The organism is Pseudoflavonifractor sp. HNCC25GI2, assembly GCF_058136395.1.
In genome coordinates, this window is sequence record NZ_JBYUOW010000001.1 from 511,887 (window position 1) to 537,343 (window position 25,457).

General features: G+C 64.6%; 20 protein-coding genes. 14 read left to right on the top strand and 6 right to left on the bottom strand.

Going from position 1 to position 25,457, the window contains the following annotated elements:
• The first annotated feature begins 23 nt into the window (after positions 1-23).
• The 4 genes from ilvD (at position 24) to AC3YUO_RS02440 (ending at position 6,802) form a co-directional block, all read left to right on the top strand.
• Positions 24-1,730: a dihydroxy-acid dehydratase gene (ilvD, locus tag AC3YUO_RS02425; RefSeq protein ID WP_489961447.1), complete on the top strand. Its 1,707-nt coding sequence runs from the start codon at positions 24-26 to the stop codon at positions 1,728-1,730.
• 188 nt (positions 1,731-1,918) lie between these two features.
• Positions 1,919-3,754, top strand: coding sequence for an NAD(P)-binding protein (locus tag AC3YUO_RS02430; protein ID WP_489961448.1), 1,836 nt, complete (start codon positions 1,919-1,921; stop codon positions 3,752-3,754).
• Positions 3,748-5,490: a [FeFe] hydrogenase, group A gene (locus AC3YUO_RS02435; RefSeq protein WP_489961449.1), complete on the top strand. Its 1,743-nt coding sequence runs from the start codon at positions 3,748-3,750 to the stop codon at positions 5,488-5,490. The genes AC3YUO_RS02430 and AC3YUO_RS02435 overlap by 7 nt, the downstream gene beginning before the upstream one ends.
• A gap of 124 nt (positions 5,491-5,614) precedes the next feature.
• The gene (locus tag AC3YUO_RS02440; protein ID WP_489961450.1) at positions 5,615-6,802 is read left to right on the top strand and encodes a pyridoxal phosphate-dependent aminotransferase; all 1,188 of its coding nucleotides are present in this window, start codon (positions 5,615-5,617) and stop codon (positions 6,800-6,802) included.
• A gap of 50 nt (positions 6,803-6,852) precedes the next feature.
• Here AC3YUO_RS02440 and AC3YUO_RS02445 read toward each other — a convergent pair whose 3' ends face one another.
• Positions 6,853-9,252 carry a SpoIIE family protein phosphatase gene (locus tag AC3YUO_RS02445; protein WP_489961451.1) on the bottom strand — a complete coding sequence of 800 codons (2,400 nt, stop codon included), beginning with the start codon at positions 9,250-9,252 and terminating at the stop codon, positions 6,853-6,855.
• A gap of 180 nt (positions 9,253-9,432) precedes the next feature.
• Here AC3YUO_RS02445 and AC3YUO_RS02450 point away from each other — a divergent pair, with 180 nt between their 5' ends.
• The 5 genes from AC3YUO_RS02450 (at position 9,433) to AC3YUO_RS02470 (ending at position 14,556) form a co-directional block, all read left to right on the top strand.
• Complete coding sequence (locus tag AC3YUO_RS02450) at positions 9,433-9,780, top strand: Asp23/Gls24 family envelope stress response protein (RefSeq protein ID WP_118645370.1); 348 nt, start codon at positions 9,433-9,435, stop codon at positions 9,778-9,780.
• Positions 9,781-9,808: 28 nt separating this feature from the next.
• Entirely contained in the window at positions 9,809-11,455 is a 1,647-nt protein-coding gene (locus tag AC3YUO_RS02455) for a DAK2 domain-containing protein (protein WP_489961452.1), read from the top strand.
• A 407-nt stretch (positions 11,456-11,862) separates the two neighbouring features.
• Positions 11,863-12,828: an ABC transporter substrate-binding protein gene (locus tag AC3YUO_RS02460; protein WP_489961453.1), complete on the top strand. Its 966-nt coding sequence runs from the start codon at positions 11,863-11,865 to the stop codon at positions 12,826-12,828.
• Entirely contained in the window at positions 12,785-13,804 is a 1,020-nt protein-coding gene (locus tag AC3YUO_RS02465) for a FecCD family ABC transporter permease (protein WP_489961454.1), read from the top strand. The genes AC3YUO_RS02460 and AC3YUO_RS02465 overlap by 44 nt, the downstream gene beginning before the upstream one ends.
• Positions 13,801-14,556, top strand: a complete 756-nt coding sequence (locus AC3YUO_RS02470) for an ABC transporter ATP-binding protein (RefSeq protein WP_489961455.1) — start codon at positions 13,801-13,803, stop codon at positions 14,554-14,556. The genes AC3YUO_RS02465 and AC3YUO_RS02470 overlap by 4 nt, the downstream gene beginning before the upstream one ends.
• 42 nt (positions 14,557-14,598) lie before the next feature.
• On the opposite strand, the gene cobA is transcribed toward AC3YUO_RS02470, so the two are convergent.
• The 5 genes from cobA to AC3YUO_RS02495 all read right to left on the bottom strand — a co-directional run bounded on the left by cobA (position 14,599) and on the right by AC3YUO_RS02495 (position 20,773).
• Positions 14,599-16,062 (bottom strand): uroporphyrinogen-III C-methyltransferase, encoded by a 1,464-nt coding sequence (cobA, locus tag AC3YUO_RS02475; RefSeq protein ID WP_489961456.1) that lies wholly within the window; start codon positions 16,060-16,062, stop codon positions 14,599-14,601.
• Positions 16,053-16,691, bottom strand: coding sequence for a precorrin-2 dehydrogenase/sirohydrochlorin ferrochelatase family protein (locus tag AC3YUO_RS02480; protein ID WP_489961457.1), 639 nt, complete (start codon positions 16,689-16,691; stop codon positions 16,053-16,055). The genes cobA and AC3YUO_RS02480 overlap by 10 nt, the downstream gene beginning before the upstream one ends.
• An 85-nt stretch (positions 16,692-16,776) precedes the next feature.
• A complete protein-coding gene (locus AC3YUO_RS02485) occupies positions 16,777-19,305 on the bottom strand; it encodes a hybrid sensor histidine kinase/response regulator (RefSeq protein ID WP_489961458.1) in 2,529 nt (842 codons plus the stop codon).
• Entirely contained in the window at positions 19,302-19,664 is a 363-nt protein-coding gene (locus tag AC3YUO_RS02490; RefSeq protein WP_489961459.1) for an Hpt domain-containing protein, read from the bottom strand. The genes AC3YUO_RS02485 and AC3YUO_RS02490 overlap by 4 nt, the downstream gene beginning before the upstream one ends.
• Positions 19,661-20,773 carry an HD domain-containing phosphohydrolase gene (locus AC3YUO_RS02495; RefSeq protein ID WP_489961460.1) on the bottom strand — a complete coding sequence of 371 codons (1,113 nt, stop codon included), beginning with the start codon at positions 20,771-20,773 and terminating at the stop codon, positions 19,661-19,663. The genes AC3YUO_RS02490 and AC3YUO_RS02495 overlap by 4 nt, the downstream gene beginning before the upstream one ends.
• 379 nt (positions 20,774-21,152) lie before the next feature.
• On the opposite strand from AC3YUO_RS02495, the gene AC3YUO_RS02500 reads away from it, so the two are divergent.
• From AC3YUO_RS02500 to AC3YUO_RS02520, 5 genes are all read left to right on the top strand, one after another.
• Positions 21,153-21,617 carry an RNA polymerase sigma factor gene (locus tag AC3YUO_RS02500; protein ID WP_489961461.1) on the top strand — a complete coding sequence of 155 codons (465 nt, stop codon included), beginning with the start codon at positions 21,153-21,155 and terminating at the stop codon, positions 21,615-21,617.
• Positions 21,614-22,489, top strand: a complete 876-nt coding sequence (locus AC3YUO_RS02505) for a DUF3298 and DUF4163 domain-containing protein (protein WP_489961463.1) — start codon at positions 21,614-21,616, stop codon at positions 22,487-22,489. Before AC3YUO_RS02500 ends, AC3YUO_RS02505 begins: the two co-directional genes overlap by 4 nt.
• 24 nt (positions 22,490-22,513) lie before the next feature.
• Complete coding sequence (locus AC3YUO_RS02510) at positions 22,514-23,443, top strand: GDSL-type esterase/lipase family protein (RefSeq protein WP_489961464.1); 930 nt, start codon at positions 22,514-22,516, stop codon at positions 23,441-23,443.
• Between the two features lie 182 nt (positions 23,444-23,625).
• On the top strand, positions 23,626-24,555 hold the full coding sequence (locus AC3YUO_RS02515; protein WP_489961465.1) for a sugar-binding transcriptional regulator: 930 nt from the start codon (positions 23,626-23,628) through the stop codon (positions 24,553-24,555).
• 271 nt (positions 24,556-24,826) lie between these two features.
• Positions 24,827-25,435, top strand: a complete 609-nt coding sequence (locus AC3YUO_RS02520) for a DAK2 domain-containing protein (RefSeq protein WP_489961466.1) — start codon at positions 24,827-24,829, stop codon at positions 25,433-25,435.
• The last annotated feature ends 22 nt before the right edge of the window (positions 25,436-25,457 follow it).

A 25,457-nucleotide genomic window follows, 5' to 3' on the forward strand; every position in this document is an offset into this window, starting at 1 on the left:
GGCAGGCTCAGGGAGGACTGACAATGGAATATCCAAGTGCACGCATTCTCACCCCAGGGGTGTCCTGCGCCCCCCAGCGCAGCCTGTTCAAGGCCATGGGCTACACCGACTACGAGCTGGAGGGCCGCCCCCTGGTGGCCATCGTGAACTCCTGGAACACCATCTCCCCCGGGCACTACAACCTGCGGGAGCTGGCTGATTTTGTGAAAAAGGGCATCTACGCCGCCGGCGGCACCGCCGTGGAGTTCGGCGTCATCGCCCCCTGCGATGGCATTCCCGACGCCACCGAAGGCATGAAGTACATCCTGCCCAGCCGGGAGATCATCTGCGACTCCATCGAGGCCCAGGCCCGCACCTCCATGGTGGACGCCCTGGTGCTGCTGGGCTCCTGCGACAAGATTGTCCCCGCCATGCTCATGGCCGCCGCCCGGCTCAACCTGCCCGCCATTGTGGTCACCGGCGGCCCCATGCCCGGCGGCATCGAATTTGACGGGCGCAAGTCCGACCAGACCTCCATCGACGAGGCCATCGGCATGTACCAGGTGGGCCGGGTAGACGCGCAGCAGGTGCTGGCCCTGGAAAATCTGGCCTGCCCCTCCTGCGGCTCCTGCGCCTTCTACGGCACCGCCAACACCATGGGCTGTGTGGCCGAGGCTCTGGGCCTGGCCCTGCCCGGAAGCGGGCTGGCCCCCGCCACCTATGCTCAGCGCCGCCGTCTGGCCTTTGAATCGGGGCGGGCGGTGTGTGAGCTGGCCCGGCGGGGCATCCGGGCCCGGGATATTCTCACCCCTGGCGCCATCCGCAATGCCATCCGGGTGGTTCTTACCACCAGCGGCTCCACCAACGCGGTGCTCCACCTCAGCGCCCTGGCCCACGAGGCGGAGCTGGATTTGGATGTGACGGCAGAATTTGAGCGGCTCTCCCCCCTCACTCCCCAGGTGGCCCGGGTCAATCCCGCTGCCGCCTGGGACATGGAGGACTTTTACCGGGCAGGGGGCATCCCCCGGGTCATGGACCGCATCCGTCCTCTGCTGGACACCGCCGCTCTCACCTGCACCGGCCGGAGCGTGGAGGAAAATCTGGCGGAATATACGTTCGAATACCCGGAAAATCCCGCCATCATCCGCACCCTGGAGGACCCCTTCGCCCCCACGGGAGGCATTGCGGTGCTCCGGGGCAGTCTTGCTCCCCGCACCGGCGTGACCAAGCCGGGGGCCTTTGCTCCCTCCCTGCACCACTTTGAGGGGAAGGCCCGGGTCTTTGACGGGGAGGAGGCCGCTGACCAGGCCATTCTGGCCGGCTCCATCCAGCCCGGAGACGTGATTGTGGTGCGCTATGAAGGCCCCCGGGGAGGCCCGGGCATGCGGGAGATGTATAAGGCTATGAAACTCCTCTACGGCATGGGACTGGGCAGCAGCACCGCCCTCATCACCGACGGCCGCTTCTCCGGCACCAACAACGGCTGCTTTGTGGGCCACATTTCCCCCGAAGCCGCCGACGGCGGCCCCATCGCCCTGGTGGAGGACGGGGACCTCATCTGCATTGATGTGGAGCAGGGCCGGCTGGATCTGCTGGTCAGCCCGGAGGAGCTGGAGCGGCGGCGCAAGGCCTGGACGCCTCCCGCACCCCCGTACATTCCAAGAGGCTATCTGCGGCTCTATGCCGCGGCGGCCTCCTCCGCCGATCAGGGCGCCGTTCTCCAGCCGGAGCGGCTCTCCCGCCTCCCCTGAACATTCTTTCCCTTTCATTGCTTCCCCCGGGGGAATTCTTTTTCCTGTTAATTGACAAAAGTGTTCCCGTTATGGTACGGTCTCCATAAGCCTTGGATGCCCCCAGGAAGGAGGGGACATCCAACGATTGACGGCGGGGCCACGGTGCCTGTCCGCTGCCCGCCCTGTGATGAGGAGGAGTGTTTGTTTTGAGCCGTTTAGCCATTGAGACGCCCGGGCAGGCTCAGACCGTATTGAACGGCCTGTACCGGGACATGGGCCGGCGCATCAGCGCCAATCAGCCGGGGCTCTGCCCGGTGGATATGTCCCTGAACTTTCTTCGGCTGTGTCACGCCCAGACCTGCGGCAAGTGCGTCCCCTGCCGCATCGGCCTCGGCCAGCTGGCCGTGCTCATCGAGCAGGTGCTGGACCGCACCGCCACCCTGGAGACCATCGACCTCATCGAGCGCACCGCCCGGGTCATTGCCGACTCCGCCGACTGCGCCATTGGCTACGAGGCCGCCCACATGGTGCTGAAGGGCGTGCGGGGCTTCCGGGAGGACTATGAGGAGCATATCCTCCACGGCCGGTGTATCTGCGGGCTGAGCCACCCCGTCCCCTGTGTCTCCAGCTGTCCCGCCCACGTGGACGTGCCGGGCTATGTGGCCCTGGTGCGGGAGGGCCGCTACGACGACGCGGTGTACCTCATCCGCAAGGACAATCCCTTCCCCTCCGCCTGCGCCTACGTGTGCGAGCACCCCTGCGAGACCCACTGCCGCCGCCGCATGGTGGACGACGCCGTCAACATCTGCGGTTTGAAGCGCTTTGCCGTGGACCACGCCCAGCCTGCTCCCGCTCCTGCCCCCTTCCCGCCCACGGGAAAGACGGTGGCGGTTATCGGCGGCGGCCCCGGCGGACTGACCGCGGCCTACTACCTGTCCCTCATGGGCCACAAGGTCACCGTGTATGAGCAGCGCCCCAAGCTGGGCGGCATGCTGCGCTACGGCATTCCCGATTACCGCCTGCCCCAGGATGTGCTGGACCGGGACATCACCCACATTCTCTCCACCGGCATCACCGTCCGCACCGGCGTCTCCATCGGCCTGGACATGGACATGGAGGAGCTCCAAAAGAGCTATGACGCGGTGTATATCGCCATCGGCGCCCACACGGACAAGAAGCTGGGGCTGGAGGGCGAGGACGCGGAGAACGTGGTCAGCGCGGTGGAGCTGCTGCGGGACATCGGCGAGGGCCGTGTCCCCGACTTCACCGGCAAGCGGGTATGTGTCATCGGCGGCGGCAATGTGTCCATGGACGCCACCCGCACCGCCCTGCGCCTGGGCGCCCAGCAGGTCACCTGCGTGTACCGCCGCCGGGTGGAGGATATGACCGCCCTCGCCGAGGAGATTGAGGAGGCCATGGCCGAGGGCTGCCAGATCCTGCCCCTCCAGGCCCCCGCCCGCATCGAGGCCGGTCCCGACGGCAAGGTGGCCGCCCTGTGGACGCGTCCCCAGCTCATCAGCTCCTACGGGAAAGACGGGCGGCCCCGCCCCGTGGACGCGGCGGAGAAGGAGTTCCGCATCCCCTGCGACTACGTCATTGTGGCCATCGGCCAGGCTATCGTGGCCAAGCCCTTTGAGGCGGTGGGCGTCACCACCCGCCGGGGCGCCATCCAGGCCGACCTCACCAGTTCGGTACCCGGGGTGGACAACGTCTTTGCCGGGGGCGACGCGGTCTCCGGTCCCGCCACCGTCATCCGCGCGGTGGCAGCGGGCAAGGTGGCTGCCGCCAACATCGACAACTTCCTGGGCTTTGACCACAAGATGCACTGTGAGGTGGACATTCCGCCCGCTCACCTGACCAACACGCCCCCCTGCGGCCGGGTCAATCTGAAAAACCGGCAGCTGACCGACTATCACGGCAATTTTGACCTGCTTAAGGAAGGCATGACCTGTGAGGAGGCCACCCAGGAGGCCAGCCGCTGCCTGCGCTGCGACCACTTCGGCTACGGAATCTTCAAGGGAGGGAGGAGCAAAGAATGGTAAACCTCACCATCGACGGACGTCCCGTCCAGGTGCCCGAGGGCACCACCATTCTGGAGGCCGCCCGGCAGGCCGACATCCACATCCCCCACCTGTGCTACCTGAAGGGCATCAATGAAATTGCCGCCTGCCGGGTGTGCTGCGTGGAGGTGGAGGGGGAGCGGGCCATGGTCACCGCCTGCAACAACCCCGTTCAGGAGGGCATGGCCGTCCACACCAACTCCCCTCGTGCCCGCAGCACCCGGCGCATCAACGTAGAACTCATTCTGTCCCAGCACGACTGCAAGTGTGCCACCTGCGTGCGCAGCGGCAACTGCCAGCTCCAGGAGATTGCCAACGACCTGGGCATTCTGGAGCTGCCCTTTGAGACCCAGCTGCCCCAGGGCCTGCGGAAGGCCTGGACCACCACCTTTCCCCTCTTCCACGACTACAACAAGTGCATCAAGTGCATGCGCTGCATCCAGGTGTGCGACAAAATCCAGTCTCTGAGCATCTGGGACGTGGCCGGAACCGGCAGCCGCACCACCATCGACGTATCCAATAACCGGGTCATCAAGGACTCGGACTGCGCCCTGTGCGGCCAGTGCATCACCCACTGCCCCACCGGCGGCCTGCGGGAGCGGGACGACACCCAGCGGGCCTTTGCCGCCCTGGCCGACCCGGACAAGATCACCGTGGTCCAGGTGGCCCCCGCGGTGCGCACCGCCTGGGGCGAGGCCTTCGGGCTGCCCCGGGAGCAGGCCACCATGGGCCGCATGGCCGCCGCCCTGCGCCGGCTGGGCTTCCGCTACATCTTCGACACCAACTTCACCGCCGACCTCACCATCATGGAGGAGGGCAGCGAGTTCCTCCGCCGCCTCCAGAGGGGAGACATGGCCCAATGCCCCATGTTCACCAGCTGCTGCCCCGGCTGGGTGCGCTTCCTCAAGGGCCAGTATCCCCAGCTCACCGGGCAGCTGTCCACCGCCAAGAGCCCCCAGCAGATGTTCGGCAGCTTAACCAAGAGCTGGCTGGCTCAGAAGCTGGGGGTGGAGCCGGAGCAGATCTTCTGCGTGTCCATCATGCCCTGCGTGGCCAAAAAGGCGGAGAGCGAGCTGCCTACCATGGCCACTGAGCATGGTCCCGACGTGGATCTGGTACTCACCACCCGGGAGTTTGTGCGGATGCTGCGCGCCGATAAGATTATCCCCTCCCTCCTCCCGGAGGAGGACCTGGACGACCCCATGGGCGTGTCCACCGGCGCCGGCGTCATCTTCGGCACCACCGGCGGCGTGATGGAGGCCGCCCTGCGTTCCGCCTCCTTCCTGCTCACCGGGAAGAACCCCGACCCGGAGGCCTTCTCCCAGCTGCGTGAGGGTCCCGACCTTCGTGAGGCCACCTATGACCTGGCGGGCACCCCGGTGCGCTGCGCCGTGGTCAGCGGCCTGGGCAATACCCGGAAGCTGCTGGAGCGCATTCTGGCGGGCAAGGTCCACTACGACTTCGTGGAAGTCATGGCCTGTCCCGGCGGCTGCGTGGGCGGCGGCGGCCAGCCCATTGACAAGGAGGACCGGGAGCTGGGCGGCATCCGCGGCGACCGGCTCCACCAGCTGGACGGCCAGGCCCCCCTGCGCTTCTCCCACGAGAATCCCCAGGTCCAGGCCCTGTACCGGGAGTTTTTGGGTGAGCCCCTCAGCGAGACCTCCGAGCACCTGCTCCACACCGACCACACCGCCTGGTCCATGCCCAATCAGCTTTAAGCATCCTCTGCACATTGACCAGCCGCCCCTTCCGGGCGGCTGGTTTTTTGCTGCATTCTGCCCGTTGACTTTTGTTCTCTATTGTGCTAATTTATTAGCACTTTAGTTTATGGGAGTGAGGTCCGTGCTGTCACAGCGGTATGTAGACATGCTGTCCGAAAAGGACATTATTTTTGAAATCGCCGGGTTCGGCCGGAAGCGAGCCCAGGAGATCGGGGCAGAGAATGTGTACGATTTCAGTCTGGGCAACCCCTCGGTGCCCTCGCCTCCTCAGGTGCGCCAGGCCATGGAGGAGATTCTGCGGGATATGCCCTCCCTGCAGATCCACGGCTACGGGCCCAGCGCCGGACTTCTCCCGGTCCGGGAGCAGGTGGCCGCTTCCCTCAACCGCCGCTTTGCCATGGACTACGGACCCCAGCACATCTTTATGACCAGCGGGGCCTGCAGCGCCCTGGCCCACGCCATGCGCGCGGTCACCGCCCCCGGGGATGAGCTGGTGATCTTTGCCCCCTACTTCTCCGAGTACAAGCCCTATTCCGCCGGGGCGGGGCTGACGCTTCGGATTGTGCCCGCCGACACGGGTACCTTCCAGATTAACTTCCAGGCCCTGGAGGAGATCCTCAACCCCAAGGTGACGGCGGTGCTGGTGAACTCCCCCAACAACCCCTCCGGCATTGTGCTGTCCACTCCCACCCTGGTGCGGCTGGCCCAGCTGCTCACCGCCAAGGAGAAGGAGTTCGGACACCCCATCTACCTCCTCTCTGACGAGCCCTACCGGGAAATTCTCTTTGCCGGGGTGGATGCCCCCTATGTGGCCAAGTATTACCCCAACACCATCACCTGCTACTCCTTCTCCAAGTCTCTCTCCCTGCCCGGCGAGCGCATCGGCTATCTGGCCGTCAACCCGGCGGCTCAGGACGCGGAGACCATTGCGGAGATCTGCCCCCAGATCTCCCGCACCATGGGCCACAACGGCACAGCCACCCTGATGCAGCTGACCGTGGCCAAGTGCATCGACGAGACCAGCGACCTCTCCATCTATGAGGACAACAAGAATCTTCTCTACCAGGCTCTGCTGGAGTACGGCTACTCCTGCGTGGAGCCGGGCGGCAGCTTCTATATGTTCCCCCGGTCCCTGGAGGAGGATGACCTGGCCTTCTGCAAAAAGGCCCAGGAGCTGGACCTTCTGCTGGTGCCCGGCAGCGCCTTCGGCTGTCCCGGCCACTTCCGCATCGCCTACTGCGTGCCCCGGGAGCGGGTAGTCCAGGCCCTGCCCCGGTTCAAGCAGCTGGCTCAGATGTACGGCAAATAAATTCTCCTCAATCAAAGAAGGAGCCCGCCAATGGCGGGCTCCTTTTCTTGTTATCTCCGCTTTTCCAGGCGGATGACCAGGGCGGTGCTGTCGTCGGTGGCCTGCTGAGGACTGCCGGTGATGAGGTCCCGGGCCAGGTCCTTGGGGCTGGCCCCGTCGAAGGCGGCCAGCCGCTCCCGCACCCATCCGTCCTCCTCCCCGCCGCACACGCCGTCGCTGACCATGAGGACGCTGTCCCCCGGGGCAAGGCGCAGAGAGAAGTGGTCCAGGGGCACGCTGTCTCCCTCCCCCAGCCCGGCAGGCAGGGAGGCGCCGGACAGCCGCTGCACCCCCTCCTTCTTCTTCACGTAGGTGGGGGCGGCTCCCAGCTTATAGAGCTCTCCCTCCCCGGTAAACAGGTCCAGCTCCAACAGGTCCACGGTGGTAAAGCCTCCGGCCTCCTCCCCCCGCAGGGCCAGGGCAGAGGACAGAGTGGTAAGGGCCTGTTTGGACTCCACCCCCGCCTGGAGGAGCTGCTCCAGCAGCCGCACCGCCAGGGTGCTCTCCCGGTTGGCCTCCGGCCCGCTGCCCATGCCGTCGCACAGCAGCACATAGAGCTTGCCGTCGGCCCGTTTGAAATAGGTGCCCGCGTCGCCGCTCACCGTCTCGCCGCTCTTCTTCCGGGCCGCCACCCCGGCCACCGCCATGAGGGGCTCCTCCTGGAGGAGGGACAGACTGTCCTTCCCCTCCTGCTCCAGCCGCAGGGGCACCCCCAGCAGGGCGGACAGCTCCGCCGTTTTGCCGCCCCGCACCAGGGCGGCGCAGCCAGGGCCCTCCGCCTCAATGCGCACCATCCCCCGGCTGTCCCGGAACACCGCCGCCCGCACATCCAGGCCTAGTTCGGCAATCTTCTGCCGCAGCCGCCGTTCCCCCACCGGGTCGGGCACCAGCTCCCGGCTCAGCTCCGCGGCCGCCGTCCCCAGCAGGTCGGAGAGCTGGGCGTACTGGCGGCACACCGCCGCCCGGCTCTCCCGCACCCGGGCGTTATACTGCCGCCGGTAAAAGAGGGCAGTGAGCTCCTGGTTCACCGCCTCCAGAAAGGCGGGAAAGTGGAGGCAGCGGTCGGCAAAGTGCCGGGGAAAATCCCCCGCCTCCGCCCGCCCCCGCTCCACCATGGCGGGGGTTGCGTCGTTGAGGGCGTTGAAGGTGGTGGTATAGTCCTGCTTCCAGCAGCGCCCCATGAGGGAGCAGCCCCGGCACACCCGCCCCGCCGCCCGGTCAAAGACCACCGACACATCGTTGTCGTTCCGGGGCGGCCGGAAAGCGGTTTTCAGGGAATCGCCCAGGGTACGGAAGGCCCGGGCGGTGGCCTCCAGCTTCTCCTGGACAATTTTCTGTGCCCGCACGTCGGCGGGACCCGCCGGGTCGGGGGCCAGCCACACCCCCAGCCGCCGCAGGGAGCGCTGGGGCAGCAGCAGAAAGGCCATGGAGGCCAGAAAGACCTCATAGAGGATTTCCAGGGGCACGCCCCGGTTCCAGGTGGCCAGCACTGCCCCGGCGTCCGCCAGCACATAGACCAGGGCGGCCCGGAAGCGCCGGCTCCCCCGGCACAGCCCGGCCATCAGACCGGACATACCCAGCACCATGGCGTACATGGGGGTACCGCCCCCCACCAGGTCCATGCCGCTGCCCAGTACCACACCGGCCACCGCGCCTGTGGCCATTCCCCCCTGCCAGGCTCCGCACAGCACCGCCAGCACCGCCAGGGTGCGCCCCAGGGAAATGCCCTCCCACAGCTCCACCGGCTCCAGGGCCATGAGCAGGGTGCACACCAGCACCAGCAGTCCCCTCCGTCCCGCCGGGGCGCACAGCCGTGTCTCGCTGCTCTGTCCCAGAGGAGCCATGGCCCCCCGGTAGCACCAGGCCGTCCCCGCGGTGAGCAGCCCCTCCAGAACGAGGGCGCTGGTCTCCGCCGCCCCCCAACCGCTCTGGGCCAGCAGCACCGACCCCGTGAAGAAGGTGAAGGCGCCCCCCAGCACCGGCATCACCCAGGGCCGCCGGAACCACTTGATGTCATAAAAGGCGAAGGCCACCGCAAAGGTAAGCACCGCCGCCGAGGCGTGGCGCAGCCCCTGGGAAAAGCCCAGCATGCACAAGTAGCCAAAGCAGCTGCCCAGCAGGGCGCCCGCTCCCCGCAGCCCCGACCCGGCCGCCGCCACCATGGCCACCCCAAAGGGGGCGCAGTCCTCCGGCAGTTCCGCCCCCGCCAGCACCGCGGAGAGCAGAAAGTAAATGGCCGTCTCCGCGCCCAGGCTTACGGCGGACAGGGACAGGCGCACCTGCCTCTCCTGCCCGGACTGCCGACCCAGCTTGGTCAGCTTGTGTTTCATGGTTTCTCTGGCTGTCATGCCCGTCTCCTCCGTCTGCTTGTCCGATGTAAATGCCGCCCTGCGGATTTTATTTCGTCTCATTATATTCCATATCCTGGAAAATACCCGTCGAAAGGGGGCGGGCGAAGGAGGGCGGATTGCGTCGGCCTCTCAGGCCGGGAAGGTGGGAATTGGGGCTTGTATTTTTGGCCAAAATCGAATACAATGTAGGGTGTATTCATGTAAAATCCCTTATCCTGAGGGAAAGGAAGGTAATGCCCTATGAAACTGCAAAACGATCTGGGCGAGATCCGCATCAGCAGCGATGTGTTCACTGCCATCACCGGCAGTGCGGCCACCAACTGCTACGGCGTCAAAGGTATGGCGGTCCGCTCCAAGACCGACGGTCTGGTCCACCTGCTCAAGCGGGAATCCATGGCTAAGGGCGTCAAGGTATATTACAACGAGGACGGCACCGTCTCCATCGAGCTGCACATCATCGTGGAAAACGGCGTCAACCTGATGGCCGTGTGCCGCTCCATCATGAGCGAGGTGCGCTATGTGGTCAGCAAGACCACCGGCGTGGAAGTGGCCTCTGTGGATGTGTGTGTGGATTCCATGCGCTTCTAACCATTCGGAGAAAGGAATATTGCCGACTATGATTCAGAATATTGATGCGGCGGCCTTCCAGCGGATGGTAGTCCATGGGGCGGCCGCCATTAACGCCCAAAAGCAGGCCATTAACGACCTGAACGTCTTCCCCGTCCCCGATGGGGACACCGGCACCAACATGTCTCTGACCATTGGCGCCGCCGTGCCTGATATGCAGAACAAGCGCTATGACTCCGTGGGCCAGGCCGCCCAGGGAACCGCCTCCGCCCTGCTGCGGGGCGCCCGGGGCAACTCCGGCGTCATTCTCTCCCTGCTGTTCCGCGGCTTTGCCAAGGCCATCAAGGAGAAGGAGATTATGGACGGCCGGGATCTGGCCATCGCCCTGGACTTCGGCGTGGCTGCCGCTTACAAGGCCGTTATGAAGCCCGCCGAGGGCACCATCCTCACCGTCTCCCGCCTGGCCGCCGCCCGCGCTGCCGGCTGCGCCCGGGAAAACGACAATCTGGAGGCCGTGCTGGAGGCCGCCATTGAGGAGGGCCACAAGGCTCTGGACAACACCATCAACCAGAATCCCGTCCTGAAGAAGGCCGGGGTGGTGGACGCCGGCGGCAAGGGTTTTCTTGTCATTCTCCAGGGCATGCTGGACGAGCTGCGCGGCCTGCCCATGCCCGAGATGGCCTCCGAGGAGGAGAAGGCCCCCGCCGACAAGGCGGAGTTCGGCGTGTTCTCCACGGAGGAAATTAAGTTCGGCTACTGCACCGAGTTTATCTGCTCCCGGGACACCAAGAAGGACCCGGAGCTGCTGCGGGGCTTCTGCAGCAACCTGGGCGACAGCCTGGTGCTGGTGGACGACGACGACATCATCAAGGTCCACGTCCATACCAACGACCCCGGCCTGGTCCTCCAGGAGGCGCTGACCTACGGCGCCCTGCTGAAGGTGAAGATCGAGAACATGCGGGAGCAGCACACCGAGATTCTGGAGGAGGCCGCTCAGAGCCAGCAGCCTGCCGCTCCGGTGAAGGCCGCCCCTGAGAAGAAGTTTGGCTATGTGGCCGTGTGCGCCGGCGCGGGCCTGGAGGCCGTGTTCCGCGATCTGGGCGTGGATGGCCTGGTGGGCGGCGGTCAGACCATGAATCCCTCCACCGAGGACATTCTGAAGGAGATTGACGCCACTCCCGCGGAGATTGTCTTTGTCCTGCCCAACAACAAGAACATCATCATGGCCGCCCAGCAGTGTGAGCGCATGTGTGAGGACAAAAAGGTGGTCATTATCCCCACCAAGACGGTGCCCCAGGGCATCGCCGCCATGCTGGCCGTGGACCCCGATGCCAGCGAGGAGGACAACACCGCTGCCATGAACGAGGCTTTCGGCCGGGTGCGCACCAGCGAGATTACCTACGCCGCCCGTGACTCCGACTTCGGCGGCTTCGCCATCAAGCAGGGGGACTACCTGGCTCTGGCGGAGGGTCAGCTCTTCGGCACCGACCAGGATCTGGACACCCTGCTGGACCGTCTGGCCCACTCGGACAGCCACCAGGAGGCGGAATTCATCTCCATCTTCTACGGCCAGGACGTCACCGAGGAGCAGGCTCAGCAGGCTGAGAAGCTCTTTGCTGCCGCCTGCCCCAATGCGGAGGTCAGCCTCCTGCCCGGCGGTCAGCCCGTGTACTATTATATGATTTCCGCCGAGTAACTCTCATCTTATTTGCCGGGACAGGCACGCGCCTGTCCCGGCTCAGTTTATCCAAAAGTCTCCTAAGAGAGGCATTTGGTTCCAGAATGGGCGGGGGAGCTCGAGGGGGCGGCAGCCCGCCTCGTATGAAATCAAATCCCCCGCAGCCCTTGCTGAGCAAGGACTGCGGCGAGCAAAGCGAGGACTTTTTTGCCCGGCGGGGCAAAAAAGTAACGGGATTCAGCCTGTGGAAAAAGTCTCCTTTGGGACTTTTTCCACAGGCTGTACCGGGACAGGCACGCGCCTGTCCCGGCTTTTTTCTGCCCCGGGTCTGTTTTTCTGGTGTCCGGCTCCCGGTTATGATAAAATAGGGAACACCAAACCGCCCCTCTCTCCCGGCGGCGGCAAGCATCTCTTTGGAGGTCTGCATGAAACGTCTTTTCTCTCTCATTTTGATTTGCGCCCTGGTCCTGTCCGGCTGCGCCCCGGCGGGAACCAGCTCTTCCTCCTCTTCCTCCTCAGGCAGTTCCAGTGAAGGTGAGCTCATCACCTTCACCGACGATTTGGGCCGCACGGTTTCTCTGACGAAGCCAGAGCGGGTGGCCTGCCTCATCGGCAGCTTTGCCGACCTCTGGTGTCTGGCGGGCGGTAAGGACGCCCTGGTAGCCGCGGCGGACGACACCTGGACCAGCTTCGACCTGGGGCTTGGGGAGGACGTGGCCAACCTGGGGGCGGTAAAGGAGCCCAACGTGGAGCTTCTGCTCCAGTCCAAGCCCGACCTGGTCATCGCCAGCAGCAACACCGACGCCCAGGTGGCCCTGCTGGACACTCTGGAGGGCATGGGGCTGACGGTGGCCTACTTCAAGGTGTCCAGCTTTCAGGACTACTTAAACATGCTGGACATCTGCACCCAGCTCACTGGACGGACAGACTGCTATGAGCAGTATGGACAGGCCCTCCAGGACCAGGTGGACGCAGCCAAGGCCAAATGTGCCGGGCTCAGTCCCACGGTATTGTACGTCCGGGCCACCGGCTCCAGCTGCAAGGTGAAAAACAGCCAGGATACGGTGCTGGGGGAAATGCTGGCCGACCTGGGCTGCGTCAACATTGCCGACAGCAGTGAAAGTCTGCTGGAGCAGCTGAGCCTGGAGGTCATCCTGGACCAGGATCCCGACTTCATCTTTGCCATTCTCCAGGGCTCGAATCCCACGGACGCCCAGCGCACCCTGGATGAAACTTTGCTCTCCAACCCCGCCTGGCAGAGCCTGACGGCGGTGAAGGAGGGGCGCTTCTTCGTGCTGGACGACCAGCTCTATAACCTGAAACCTAACGCACGGTGGGGGGATGCCTATGAACAGCTTGCGGACCTGCTCTGCGCCAACGCGCCGGCGTAACCGGCGGGTAGTGGCGGGGCTGCTGGCCTGCCTGCTGCTGGCGGGGGTGTTCAGCCTGGCCCTGGGCCCGGTGTCCCTGTCCCCGGCGGAGGTACTCACCGCTCTGGTGGGACGGGGGGACGACACCGCCTTCCAGATTGTCCGGAACTTCCGCCTGCCCCGCACCCTGGGCTGTCTGCTGGCGGGGGCGGCTCTGGCCGTGTCCGGCGCCATCATTCAGAGCGTGCTGGCCAATCCCCTGGCCGCCCCTAACATCATCGGGGTCAACTCCGGAGCCGGGCTGATGGTAGCCCTGTGCTGTGCCCTGGCCCCATCGGCTGCGGCCTGGGTGCCGGTGATGGCCTTCCTCGGGGCTCTGGGCGGCGTGCTGCTGGTGCTGGCCATCGCTCGGCACACGGGGGCCTCCCGGCTCACCCTGGTGTTGGCGGGCGTGGCGGTATCCAGCGTGTTCAGCGCGGGCATTGACGCCATCCTCACCTTCTTCCCCGACGCCCTCAACGGCTACTCCGACTTCCGCATCGGCGGATTTTCCAACCTGACCATGGCCAAGGTGGTGCCCGCCTTCTGGCTGATTCTGGTGGCCCTCATTGCCGCTCTCTCCCTCAGCCATGAGATGGACGTGCTGGCTCTGGGGAGCGACACCGCCCAGAGCCTGGGCCTGCCCGTGAAGCGCTACCGCCTGGTCCTGCTCACCCTAGCGGCCGCCTTGGCGGGGGCGGCGGTGAGCTTTGCGGGGCTTCTGGGCTTTGTGGGCCTCATTGTGCCCCACATGATGCGCCGTCTGGTGGGCGAGGAGAGCCGCCCCCTGCTGCTCACCTGCGCCCTTGGGGGCGGAGCGCTGCTCACCCTGTGTGACACCCTGGCCCGCATTCTCTTTGCTCCCTACGAGCTGCCCGTGGGCATTGTGCTCTCCCTGGGGGGCGGGCCCTTCTTCCTGTGGCTGCTGCTGCGGCAGAGAGGAGGGCGGCTTCCGTGATTGAGCTTACCAATCTGCGGGCGGGCTACCCCGGCCGCACCGTGCTGGAGGACGTCACCCTCTCCTTCCCGCCCGGCCAGGTGCTGGCCCTGGTGGGGCCCAACGGCAGCGGAAAGAGCACCCTCCTGCGCACCGCCCTGGGGCTCATCCCCAAGCTGGGGGGTGAAATCCGGGTGGACGGGGACAAGCTGGAGGACCTCTCCCCCCGGCAGCTGGCCCAGCGGGCGGCCTACCTGGCCCAGTCCCGTCCGGTGCCCAACATCACCGCCGGGCGCATGGTGCTCCATGGCCGCTTCCCCTACCTGTCCTATCCCCGGCGCTACCGCCCGGAGGACCACGCCATCGCCCAAAAGGCCCTGGAGCAGGCCGACGCCCTGGACCTGGCTCAGCGGTCCATGCCCCAGCTGTCCGGCGGACAGCGGCAGAAGGTGTATCTGGCCATGGCCCTGGCTCAGGACACGGGGATGGTGCTGCTGGACGAGCCCACCACCTACCTGGATGTGGGCCACCAGCAGGAGGTGATGGCCACCGCCCGGCTTCTGGCCTCTGAGGGCAAGGCGGTGGTGGCCGTCCTCCACGATTTGTGCCTGGCCATGCGGTTTGCCCACCGGCTGGCGGTGCTGGACGGGGGGCGGCTCCAGGGAGTGGGTACCCCGGAGGAGCTCTACCAGAGCGGCATCCTGGACCGGGTGTTCTCCATCACCCTTCGCCGGGTGGAGACGGAGGACGGCTGGCGCTACTACTATCAATAAAAAAGAGGTCCGGAGACGTCAGTCTCCGGACCTCTTTTTCCATTAAGCTCTGCCCAGAAGCTCCAGGACAGCCTGGGCCAGCCCCTCCACCGAGATGTCCCGGGCCACCGCCACTCTTCCGGTGGTTCTCCCCTCCAGGGCGGCGGCGGTCACCTCCCCGATACACACACAGGGGCAGCCGTTGGGCACCCCTTCGTACCGCTCCAAAAACCGCTCCACCCCGCCTGCGCTGGCGAAGGTGATGCAATCCAGAGGCGGCAGGGCGGCTGGGCATGCCCCCTCCGTCACCCGGTAGGTGGCCACGTCCCGCACCGGGAGCCCCGCCTCCTCCAGCAGCCGGGGCAGCTCCCGGCTCCCCTGCTCCGAGCGGAGGAGCACCATCTCCTCCCCCGGCCGTGCCGCTTTGATGAGGGCCTGGGCCAGCCCCCGGCTGGTCTGCTCCGCTGGGCACAGGTCGGGCTGGATGCCGTGGTGCTCCAGGGCCGCTCCGGTGGCCCGGCCGATGACCGCAACGGAGCACCGGCCCAGAGTACGCACGTCCCGGCGGGCCTCCCGCAGGCGGCGGAAGAAGGCCCGCACCCCGTTGGCGCTGGTAAAGACCAGCCACCGGCTCCCCGGTCCGTCCAGCATCTCCAGCGGCCAGTCCAGCCGTTCCACCTCCGGCCGCTCCAGCCGCAGGCAGAAGGCCCCCAGCTCCTCCAGAGCTCGTTTCAGCCGCCCGGCCACCTGCTCCGTGCCGGTGATGCCCACCCGCACCCCGGACAGGGGACGGAATACCGTGGGGCTCAGGTCCAGCGCGGCGGTCTCTCCCACTACAATGACGGCGGGAGGCCGCACCCCGGACGCCCGTTGGGCGATGGTCTCCAAGGTGCCCCGGACGACGGCGGGATGGGGAGAATTGCCCCCGGAGAGGACGGCAGCGGGGGTGTCTCCCCTCCGTCCCCCCTCCATGAGCCGGCGGGCGATGGGCTCCAGTCGCCCCAGGCCCATGAGGAAGACCAGGGTGCCCTCCAACTTGGCCAGATCCTCCAGATTCCGGGGCAGGCCGTCGGAGGTATCGGCGGTGTGGCCGGTGATGACGTGGAAGGACCGGCTCAGCCTCCGGTGGGTCACCGGGATGCCTGCGGCGGCGGGAATGGCGATGGCAGAGGAGATGCCGGGCACCTCCTCACAGGGGATGCCCGCCTCCTTCAGGGCCAGCATCTCCTCCCCGCCCCGGCCGAAGACAAAGGGGTCGCCCCCTTTGAGGCGCACCACCGTCAGGCCCTCCTGGGCCAGGGCGATGAGGGCGGCGGTAATCTCCTCCTGAGGGGCGGAGTGGTGGCCGCTGCGCTTGCCCATGTAGAGGGTCCTTGCCCCCGCCGGGACATACTCCAGCAGGGCGGGGTCAATAAGGTCGTCGTAGACCACCGCGTCGCAGCGCTCCAGCAGCCGCAGCCCCCGTACGGTAATCAGGTCCGCCCGGCCGCAGCCCGCCCCCACCAGATATACTTCTCCTACCGGCATGGTTCTGCCTCCTTCAAACAAGTTTCCCGTTCCTCCTCTGTGAGGGGCCGCCCCGCTGCCAGGCAGGCGGAAAAGAGGGCGGAAAAGCCCCGGGCCCGGTCCCGCTCCTCCGGCCAGCGGGCCTTGAGGAGGGGCCGCTGCTCCTCCAGCCAGGCCAGAATGTCCTCCAGCCCCTCCGGGAGCAGAGCGGCAATCTGCTCCTTCAGCCAGATGGCGGCGGTGGGGCTGCTCCCCCCGGTGGAGATGCCCACGGACATCTCCCCCCGCTTCACCAGCGCGGGAAACAGGAAGGAGCAGGCCTCTTTATCGTCCACCACGTTGACGGGGATGCCCTTTTCCCGGCACAGCCCGGCCACCTGATGGTTGAGGGCCCGGTCCCCCGAGGCGGCAATGACGAAGGCCATTCCCTCCACGTCCTCCGTCTGAAAGGGACGGTACACCAGGGTAAGGCCGGGCAGAGCGGCCAGCTCGGGGCCAATCTCCGGGGCCACCACCGTCAGTCGGGGCCCGTAGGGCAGCAGCTTCTCCGCCTTGCGGAGGGCCACCGTCCCGCCCCCCACCAGCAGGCCGGGGGCATCCTGCAGCTGAACAAAAAAGGGAAAGTATCCCACCACGTTCACCTCTTCCATGGAAGTTTTGAAAACCGCCTTCTCCGCAGATGGGAGAAGGGTCACAGGAAAAACGGCTGTCCGCAGACAGCCGTTTTTTCATGGCTCAGGGCTTCGGCATCAGGGAAGCCAGCGTGCGGCACAGCAGGGGGAAATCGATGGGTTTGGAGATGTGGGCGTTCATCCCCGCCGCCGTGGTGGCCGCGATGTCCTCGGCAAAGGCGTTGGCGGTCACCGCCAGGATGGGGATCCGCCCGGCGTCCGGCCGGTTCATGGCCCGGATACGCCGGGTCGCCTCGCAGCCGTCCATCTCAGGCATCTGCATATCCATCAGAATGGCATCGAAGGTAAAGGGCGCCGATTCCTGGAAGATCTCCACCGCCTCCCGGCCGTTCCAGGCCTGGGTAACCCGGACCTCGTTCATGGACAGAATCTCCGTGGCCAGCTCCATATTGATCTCGTTGTCCTCGGCCAGCAGGATGTGCCGTCCCTTCAGGCTGCTCTCCTCCGCCACAGGCTTTGGCGTCTGTCCGCTCTCCTCCCGGCTGGCCTTGGCAAAGGGCAGCACCACCGTGAAGGAGCTGCCCTCCCCGAGCCGGCTTTCCACGGTGATCTCTCCGTTCATCTGGGCCACCAGATTCTTGGTGATGGGCATACCCAGGCCGGTGCCCGCCGCCCGCTTGGCGGAAAAGCGCAGCTCCCGGCTGTACGGCTCGAAGAGACGGGGCAGGAACTCCGGCGCCATGCCGATGCCCGTATCCGTCACCACAAACCGGTACTTGGCGTACTCCCCCTCGTCCATCTGCTTGACCTCCAGGGAAACCCGGTCTCCCCGGTTGGTGAACTTGAAGGCGTTGGAGAGCAGGTTGTTGAGAATCTGCTGGATCCGGAAGCCGTCCGCCTCCACCCACTTCTGCTTCAGGTCAAAGCACACCTCCAGCTCCTTGCCCTCCGTCTGGGCCTGCACCTGGAAGGCTCCGGTGCACTCCTCCACACAGGCCTGGAGATCCAGCTGGTGGTTGTTCAGGGTCACCTTTCCCTGCTCCATGCGGGACATATCCAGAATGTCGTTGATAAGCCCCAGCAGCTGGCGGCTGGACACCCGGATTTTCCTCAGATACTCCTGCACCTTGGGCACGCCCTGGGCGCTGTTCTCCGCCAGCTCGGACAGGCCGATGATGGCGTTGAGGGGGGTACGCATATCGTGGGACATGCTGCTGAAGAAGGTCTGCTTGGAGGCCTCGTTTTTCCGGGCCACCTCCAGGGCGTCCTGGAGCAGCTTGTGCTCCTGCAGCTGGCGCTGCTTTTCCTCCTCCACCTCCCGGAAGCAGAGGACCACCTCGCCGGGGGCCAGAGACTCATCAAAGAGCACCCGCACATTCACCCAGCGGTAGGCCCCGCCAAAGAGCCGGCGGAAGTCCCCGCCGAAGTCCCGCACCCGGCGGGACACCAGCTGGCGGATGTTATTTTGGGAGAAGTTCTCCATAAACTCCTGGTAGGCCTCCGGCTCGATGACCTCGCCGATGACGTGGAGCAGCTCATCGTATCCGCCCATGGCGGGAATCCGCTCCCGCACATAGTCCGAAGCCTTGATGGTCTCATAGCTGCCCTGGCTGTAATCCACCCGGTACAGGGCATAATAGGAGTTGCCCAGCACCCGCACCGTCTCGTTGGTGCGCTCCATGCGGGTACCCTCTTTTACGTCCCGCCAGGTCATTCCCACCAGCACCAGCAGAAAGGCCATAATCAGCAGGGAGAAGGCAATGGTCACCCGGCCAAAGCCCTCCATAACTTCACTGTACGGCACCGTAATAATGGACAGCCACCCGTTTTCCATACGGGTATAGTACACAGTCCGCTCCACCCCATCCAAGTCGGTGACCGTAGCAGCACTGGCCTCCAGCTCTCCGGCGTTGATGCGGGTAATCAGCTCATCCAGATAGCTCTGGACCTGCTCGTCCGTCCACTCCATGGCCGTCTGCTTATAGATGAGGGTTCCCTGGCTGTCACACAGGAAGAAAGACCCGGTGTCCGACAGGCCGGGGGCCTCAAAGCGGAAGCGCAGGTTCTCCGGGAAGATGTCAAAGGCCAGTACCGCGCCGCTCTCGCCGCACTTCTGGGCCGCCGTGATGACGGGACGGTCGTAGATGGCGTCGGTATAGACGTTGGTAAAGAAGGCCGCTCCCTCCGCCTCCAGGGCTCCCTGATACCACTGGCTGGAGTGGACGTCGTAGCCCTCGTCTCCCTCCCAGGGGTTGGCGGCCACCACAATCTTTCCATCCACCACCATGTAGGGGTCTACCACGCCGCTGCCCAGCACGGTCTCCAGGTGCTGGAAGTAGATCCCCATCCACTCCGTCAGCTCCTCCTGCCCGCTCCCCTCCTGCAGCATCCGCTCCACGGAGGCCGCGCCGAAGGAGAGCAGGGTCTCATACACCGCCAGGTTACTGCGCTCTTCGGCGGCGTAATTGCGGGAGAGCGCGGTTCCGGTATATTGGGCGCTCTCCAGCAGGGCCCAGCGCACCAGCCCCATGCCCATGGAGGAAAGGATGACCAGCACCACGAAGGCGACTGCATTGAGCCGCATTCTGCGCAGCACCCGGACCCACCGGGATCGGCGCCGCGTGCTGCTCATGCCTGCTCACCTCCGGCGACGGCCCCGCAGACCGCCCGGTAGGCCGGGCTGATTTCCTCCATCAGGGCCGCGGCCCCCGCCCGGTCCTCCGCCCGGATGGCGTTCACCTGGCGGGTAAACAGGTCGTACAGGACGGTCATGGACAGGTTGCCGCACATTCCCTTCAGGGTATGGGAGGCCCGCAGCGCCTCCTCCCAGTCTCCGGCCGCCACCGCCGCCTCCAGGGCGGAATAGTTGCCGTCCTGCACAAATTTATTCAAAAACTTTTCCAGCAGCGCCTCGCTGCCCATCAGACGCTCCAGGGCACTGTCCACGTCGATGCCGCCCTGGGTCAGCTGTTCCTTACGTTCCGCGTTCATCCCTTCTCCTCCTTTTTTGCTCCGCTCTCATACAGGGCGGCCAGCCGGGGCTCCACCTGCAGGAAGCACTCCAGCAGCCGGGGATTGAACACCCCGCACTGTCCGCCGCAAATCATTTCCAGCACCTTCTCCCTCGGGAAGGCGTCCTTATAAACCCGCTTGCAGCTCAGGGCGTCGTACACGTCAGCCAGAGCCACCACCTGGGACCAGATGGAGATTTCATCCCCCTTCAGCCCGTCGGGATAGCCCCGCCCGTCCCAGCGCTCGTGGTGGTGGCGGGCAATGTCATAGGCATAGCGGTAGGCATCGTTCTCCCGCAGCTGGGGAATCTTCTCCAGCAGCAGAGCCCCCTGGGTGGTGTGGGTCTTCATGATCTCAAATTCCTCCGCCGTCAGCTTCCCGGGCTTGTTCAAAATGGCGTCTGGGATGGCAATTTTCCCCACATCGTGCATGACGGCCGCCAGGGCGATCTGGCTGATGTCCTCCTCGCTCAGCCCCTCCCCCAGCGGAGTTTCACTGAGCAGAATCCGGGTGATGTGGTGGATGCGCTGAACATGCTCCCCCGATTCGCCGTCCCGGAATTCGATGGCGGCGGACAGGGCCTCGATCATGCCCATGTTCAGCTCCACAATCTTTTCCGCCTTCCGCAGCAGCTCCTCCTGCTGGGCCACCACCACGTTGTTCAGCCGCCGCCGGGCCTGGAACAGCTCCACCACCGACTGCACCCGCCGCAGCACCACGTAGGGCACCACCGGCTTGCTGATTACGTCCATGACTCCCAGCTGGTACCCCTCCCGCATCACGCTGTCGCTGGCCTCGGCGGTAATAAGGAACACCGGCAGCTTGGCGGTCAGTCCCGCCTCGTTCAGCTTCCGCAGCACCTGGATGCCGTCCATCTCAGGCATCATCACATCCAGCAGCACGGCGCACAGCTGCTCCGGGGCGGCCAGAATAGCCTCCAACCCCTCCCGTCCGTTTTCCGCCTGACGGATTCCGTAGAAGGGCGCAAAGATTTGCTCCAATATGGCCCGGTTTATTTCATCGTCATCTACAATCAACAGGGTGTCGGGAACGGTCTCCTCTGCCGCCCGCCAATATTCCATCTCCATATTGTGTCTACTCCTTTTGGCACCGGTTCCTTTCCAAACCGGTGCGGCTTGCCAAGTCAAGTTTAGTATAACGGTTTGCCGCCCGTTTTGCCACTCTTAATTTTCAACAAGCCCGGTATCCCCCGAAAAATTTTGATTTCCGTTCCTTCGGGACTGCCCCCGGGAAGGAATTTCGTGTATAATCCTCTCAGACAGAACCGGCCGGGCACGCTGCCCCTGAGCCGCTCAAAAAAATTTTTTCAGGCTGTCACCTTTTCCGTCCGTTTGCCCTCTTATAGTATAGAGCTGCATATCGGCCACAACGGCACGACACGGAAAAGGCAAAACGCGGGTTGGCCGGAGTGCCCGCAGGAAACGGAGCGATAAGAACTTGGAAGATGTGCAGTGGTTTACGCAGCAAATTCAGGACTGCGAGGCGGCCATGTACCGCCTGGCCATGAGCATCCTGTGCAGCGAGGAGGATGCCGCCGACGCGGCTCAGGAGTCCATCCTCATCGCCTATCAGAAGCTGCCCACCCTGCGGGACCGGAGCCGGTTCCGGCCGTGGCTGCTGCGTATCCTGACCCATGAGTGTTACGCCATTCTGCGCCAGAGGAAAAGCCTGGTCCCCTTCGAATCCCTGCCCGACCAGGAGGCCCCCGCCGTCTCCGAGACCAGTGAGGACCTGTGGCAGGCGGTGTGCGATTTAAGCGAACAGCTGCGCTCGGTGGTGGTTCTCTACTACTACGAGGGCTTCAGCGCCCGGGAGACCGGAGAAATTCTGGGCATCTCTGAGGCGAATGTAAAAACACGGCTCTCCCGGGCGCGCAAGCGCCTGCGGAAGCAATTGGAGGCTTCGCAATGATCGATGATGTGGATGAGAAGCTGCGCAAAAAGGCGCAGGAAAATCCCCCCACTCCCTCTCAGGAGTTCTCCTGGCGGGTGGAGGAGACCTTGTTCCGTCTGCCTGCCCGGCCCAAGCGCCGCCGGCGCTGGCGCACCATGATGGGCACCATCTCCGCCGCCGCGGTGCTGGCGCTGGTCATTCTCCCCAACTCCAACGCGTCCATGGCCGCCGCCCTGAGGCAGCTGCCGGTGGTGGGCTCCCTGTTTCAGGCCGTCACCTTCCGCACCTACCAGGCGGACAACGGAGGGGACCACGCCTCCATCTCCGTCCCCCAGATTGTGGACGACATGGACAGCCAGGGCGCACAGCAAATCAATGAGACCATCCAGCAGTACACCGACCAGCTCATCGCGGAGTTTGAGCAGGAATCCAACGCCGACGGCTACTTCAACCTGGACGTGTCCTGGGAGGTTGTGACCAACACCGACCGCTGGTTCACCCTGCGCATTAACTCCGACCGGATTATGGCCTCGGGCAACCACCAGGAACAGCACTACCACATCGACGTGCTCACCGGGAAGCAGAAAACCCTCTCCGACCTGTTCCCGGAGGACTTTGACTATGTCACCGTCATCAGTGACGAGCTCAAGGAACAGATGCGCGCCCGGATGGAGCGGAATTCCGGAGAGGTCTACTGGCTGGAGGGCACCACCCAGCTGGGCACCTACTACTTTGACGCCATCGACCCGGAACAGGACTTCTACTTTGACGACCAGGGCCATCTGGTCATCCCCTTCGACAAATATGAGGTGGGCCCGGGCAGCACCGGAAGTCCCGAGTTCACCCTATTGTCCCCTGTACTCTATGAGCAGCTGCTCTACCGACCCTAGCATACCACTTGGAGGAATCAAACCATGAGAAAGAGAAAAAACATCATCCTTTGCTGTGCCCTTGCCGCTTTACTGGCCGGTCTGCTGTCCCTGACCGGGTGCGGCGCATCCGCCCATCAGGACGACCAGAACTCGTCCTCCTCCCAGAGCGACGCCTCATCCGCCGCGGGAAGCAGCGCTTCCGGCTCCTCCTCCGCCCCGGACACCAGCGACGGCAGCGCTTCCGGCTCCGCCCCTGACGCCTCCGTTCCCGACGATTCCGCCGCGTCCAAGTCGGAGGGCCCCAGCCAGGGTTCCGCCTCCTCCGCCTACGACTTCTCCAGCCCCGTCCCGGAGAGCGACCCTGTGGACAACTCCTACTTTGAAGACGCCGCCTTCATCGGCGACTCCCGCACCGACGGCTTTCTCATTTACAGCGGCATTGGCTGCGGGGAGAACCTCACCTCCAACGGCCTGTCCATCTTCAAGCTGGAAACCAAGAAGGCCATCACCATTGACGGCCAGAGCTACACGGCTCTGGAGGCTCTGAGCCGGAAGCAGTACGGCAAGGTCTACCTGTCCCTGGGCGTCAATGAGCTGGGCTACTACGACGATCAGGGCTTCTATGAGGCCTACTGCCGGGCCATCGACGCCATCCGCGCCTGCCAGCCCAACGCCGTCATCTACATCCAGGGGCTCATCCCCCTCAACGAATCGGTCATCGCCGCCACCGGCGGGGCCAGCTACTTAACCAACGAGCATCTCCTGGTGTATAACGACCTGATGAAGAAGGCGGCCGAGGAAAAGCAGGTGGCCTTCCTGGACCTGAATCCCGCCTTTACCGGTTCGGACGGTCAGCTCCCCGCCGACGCCAGCAAGGACGGCGTCCACCTGACCAAGCCCTACTGTGAGCAGTGGCTGGACTACCTGAAGACCCACACCGTGGACTACGACACCCTCTACCCCGCCCAGTAATCCGTATGTTATCACCGGAGGCAGCCGCGTTTGCAGCTGCCTCCGGTTTTGTTTCCCCGCCGCCCCCGTCCGCTGCTCCGGGTGCAGGCGGCGCTCTCATTTCTGTGAGGTAACAGTTGCATTTGATAACATTATGTACTATGATATGGTTACAAATGTAACACTCTTCACAGGAGGCAATCATGAAGCACAGCCGGGAAAAACTGCAGAAGCTGGCCCATGTGGCCCGCCGGTACTATCTGGAGGACTGGAAGCAGAGCGACATCGCAAAGGAGCTGGGGATCTCCCGCCCGCTGGTCAGCCGGATGCTCAGCGAGGCCCGGGAGCTGGGCGTGGTCAAGATTCTCGTCTGTCAGCCGGCCTCCGACGCCGCCGCCCTGCTGGAGCAGCTCCGCCTGTCCAGCTCCATCCGCGACGGCATCCTGGTGGACGACGGGGAGGACGATGACGCCACCAACCAACAGCTCTCCCAGGGGGCGGTCCAGCTTTTGTGGCAGCTGCGCTCCCGGCGGCTGGGCATCGGCTGGGGCTACCTCATCGGCCAGCTGGTGACCTGGCTGGAAACGCATCCCCAACTCAACAGCACCGTCACCGACATCTGCCCCCTGGTGGGCAATGCCAGCATCCCCGCCCGCAACTACCAGTCCAACGAAAACGTCCGCCTCATTGCCCAGCAGCTGGGGGCCACCCCCCACTTTATCTATCTTCCCGCTCTGCCGGAGGGCCTGGAGGAAAAGCAGCTGCTCTGCTCCACGGAGATCTACCGTCAGATCCAGCAGCAGTGGGGGCAGATGGACACCGCCCTGGTCAACATCGGCAACTATCCCTCCAGCCCTGACTTCGCCTCCCTGGTGCGGTACGGCGACCTGCTCCAGCAGGAGCACACCTGCGGGCGGCTGCTCATTTACTATTTCAATGACGAAGGCAAAATCATTCAGTCGGATCAGGATTTTGCCATCCAAATCCCCCTGGATGCGCTGAAGAGCTGCCCCAATGTTATCGGTGTCTGCTCCGCCAATACCAGTACCCGGGCACTGCGGGGCGCGCTGAAATCGGGGCTCTTTACCCACCTGGTGGCCCGCACCGAGCTGGTCAAATCCCTGTGGAACTGAATATGTAACATATGTAACCTTCTTTCCTGTATTTTCGTTCAGGAAAGAGGGTTTCTTTGTTTGTTCCCACAGTTTTCCCCGCTCTTTTTATGTATTATGGAGAATATAACCCGGTTCATTGACTTTCGTTTGCCATTCGTATAAAATTATTTGCACAAAAGTAACTTTCCTTGTGCAAAAAACCGACACAGTTCCGGTTCGGATTCCACAGGGCTCCGTTGTCTGAGACACGAATATTGAGTTGCTTAATTGGGAAAGAAGGGGTACCGCAATGAAGAAAACGGAACTTGCCGCGCGTCTGACGAACGCCTGCGCCCAGGTCACGGCCGCTGAGCCCATGCTCACGGAGATCGACTCCAGGTTCGGCGACGCAGACCACGGCCTGACCATGAGCAAAATTGCCGGAGCCATTGCCCAGGCAGTGGAGGAATCGGAGGACGGCATCCAGGCCATGCTGGACGACGCGGCCATGGCTGTTATGGTGCTCAACGGCGGCAGCGCGGTTCCGCTCTGGAACACCTGGCTGGACGGGCTGCAGGAGGCCGCTCCCGCCGGGGACGAGGTGGATGTGGCGGGACTGAAGGCCATGTTCGCCCGGGCTCTGGAGGCACTGGACGAGATGTCCGGGGCCAAGGTGGGCGACAAGACCATGATGGACGCCCTGATCCCCGCCAGCGAGGCCATCGCCGCCTATGGGGGCAGCAGCGAGGCGGAGCTGTTCACCGCCGCCGCCCAGGCCGCCCACCAGGGTATGGAGGATAGCAAGGGGTATGTGGCCAAGTTCGGGCGGGCCAAGAGCTACGGGGAGCAGACCATCGGCACCCCCGACGCCGGCGCCGCCTCCATGTCCATCTTCTTCCAGGGCCTGGCCCAGCTTTGAGTGCATCAACTATTTGTAACCG

What these genes read in the sequence shown, in the direction of transcription:
- cobA (WP_489961456.1), bottom strand. Translation starts at nt 16,062, where the DNA reads ATGCCGGTAGGAGAAGTATATCTGGTGGGGGCGGGCTGCGGCCGGGCG.
- AC3YUO_RS02510 (WP_489961464.1), top strand. Translation starts at nt 22,514, where the DNA reads ATGAGAAAGAGAAAAAACATCATCCTTTGCTGTGCCCTTGCCGCTTTA.
- AC3YUO_RS02455 (WP_489961452.1), top strand. Translation starts at nt 9,809, where the DNA reads ATGATTCAGAATATTGATGCGGCGGCCTTCCAGCGGATGGTAGTCCAT.
- AC3YUO_RS02435 (WP_489961449.1), top strand. Translation starts at nt 3,748, where the DNA reads ATGGTAAACCTCACCATCGACGGACGTCCCGTCCAGGTGCCCGAGGGC.
- AC3YUO_RS02495 (WP_489961460.1), bottom strand. Translation starts at nt 20,773, where the DNA reads ATGGAGATGGAATATTGGCGGGCGGCAGAGGAGACCGTTCCCGACACC.
- AC3YUO_RS02505 (WP_489961463.1), top strand. Translation starts at nt 21,614, where the DNA reads ATGATCGATGATGTGGATGAGAAGCTGCGCAAAAAGGCGCAGGAAAAT.
- AC3YUO_RS02480 (WP_489961457.1), bottom strand. Translation starts at nt 16,691, where the DNA reads ATGGAAGAGGTGAACGTGGTGGGATACTTTCCCTTTTTTGTTCAGCTG.
- AC3YUO_RS02445 (WP_489961451.1), bottom strand. Translation starts at nt 9,252, where the DNA reads ATGAGACGAAATAAAATCCGCAGGGCGGCATTTACATCGGACAAGCAG.
- AC3YUO_RS02520 (WP_489961466.1), top strand. Translation starts at nt 24,827, where the DNA reads ATGAAGAAAACGGAACTTGCCGCGCGTCTGACGAACGCCTGCGCCCAG.
- AC3YUO_RS02515 (WP_489961465.1), top strand. Translation starts at nt 23,626, where the DNA reads ATGAAGCACAGCCGGGAAAAACTGCAGAAGCTGGCCCATGTGGCCCGC.
- AC3YUO_RS02465 (WP_489961454.1), top strand. Translation starts at nt 12,785, where the DNA reads ATGAACAGCTTGCGGACCTGCTCTGCGCCAACGCGCCGGCGTAACCGG.
- AC3YUO_RS02485 (WP_489961458.1), bottom strand. Translation starts at nt 19,305, where the DNA reads ATGAGCAGCACGCGGCGCCGATCCCGGTGGGTCCGGGTGCTGCGCAGA.
- AC3YUO_RS02450 (WP_118645370.1), top strand. Translation starts at nt 9,433, where the DNA reads ATGAAACTGCAAAACGATCTGGGCGAGATCCGCATCAGCAGCGATGTG.
- ilvD (WP_489961447.1), top strand. Translation starts at nt 24, where the DNA reads ATGGAATATCCAAGTGCACGCATTCTCACCCCAGGGGTGTCCTGCGCC.
- AC3YUO_RS02490 (WP_489961459.1), bottom strand. Translation starts at nt 19,664, where the DNA reads ATGAACGCGGAACGTAAGGAACAGCTGACCCAGGGCGGCATCGACGTG.
- AC3YUO_RS02460 (WP_489961453.1), top strand. Translation starts at nt 11,863, where the DNA reads ATGAAACGTCTTTTCTCTCTCATTTTGATTTGCGCCCTGGTCCTGTCC.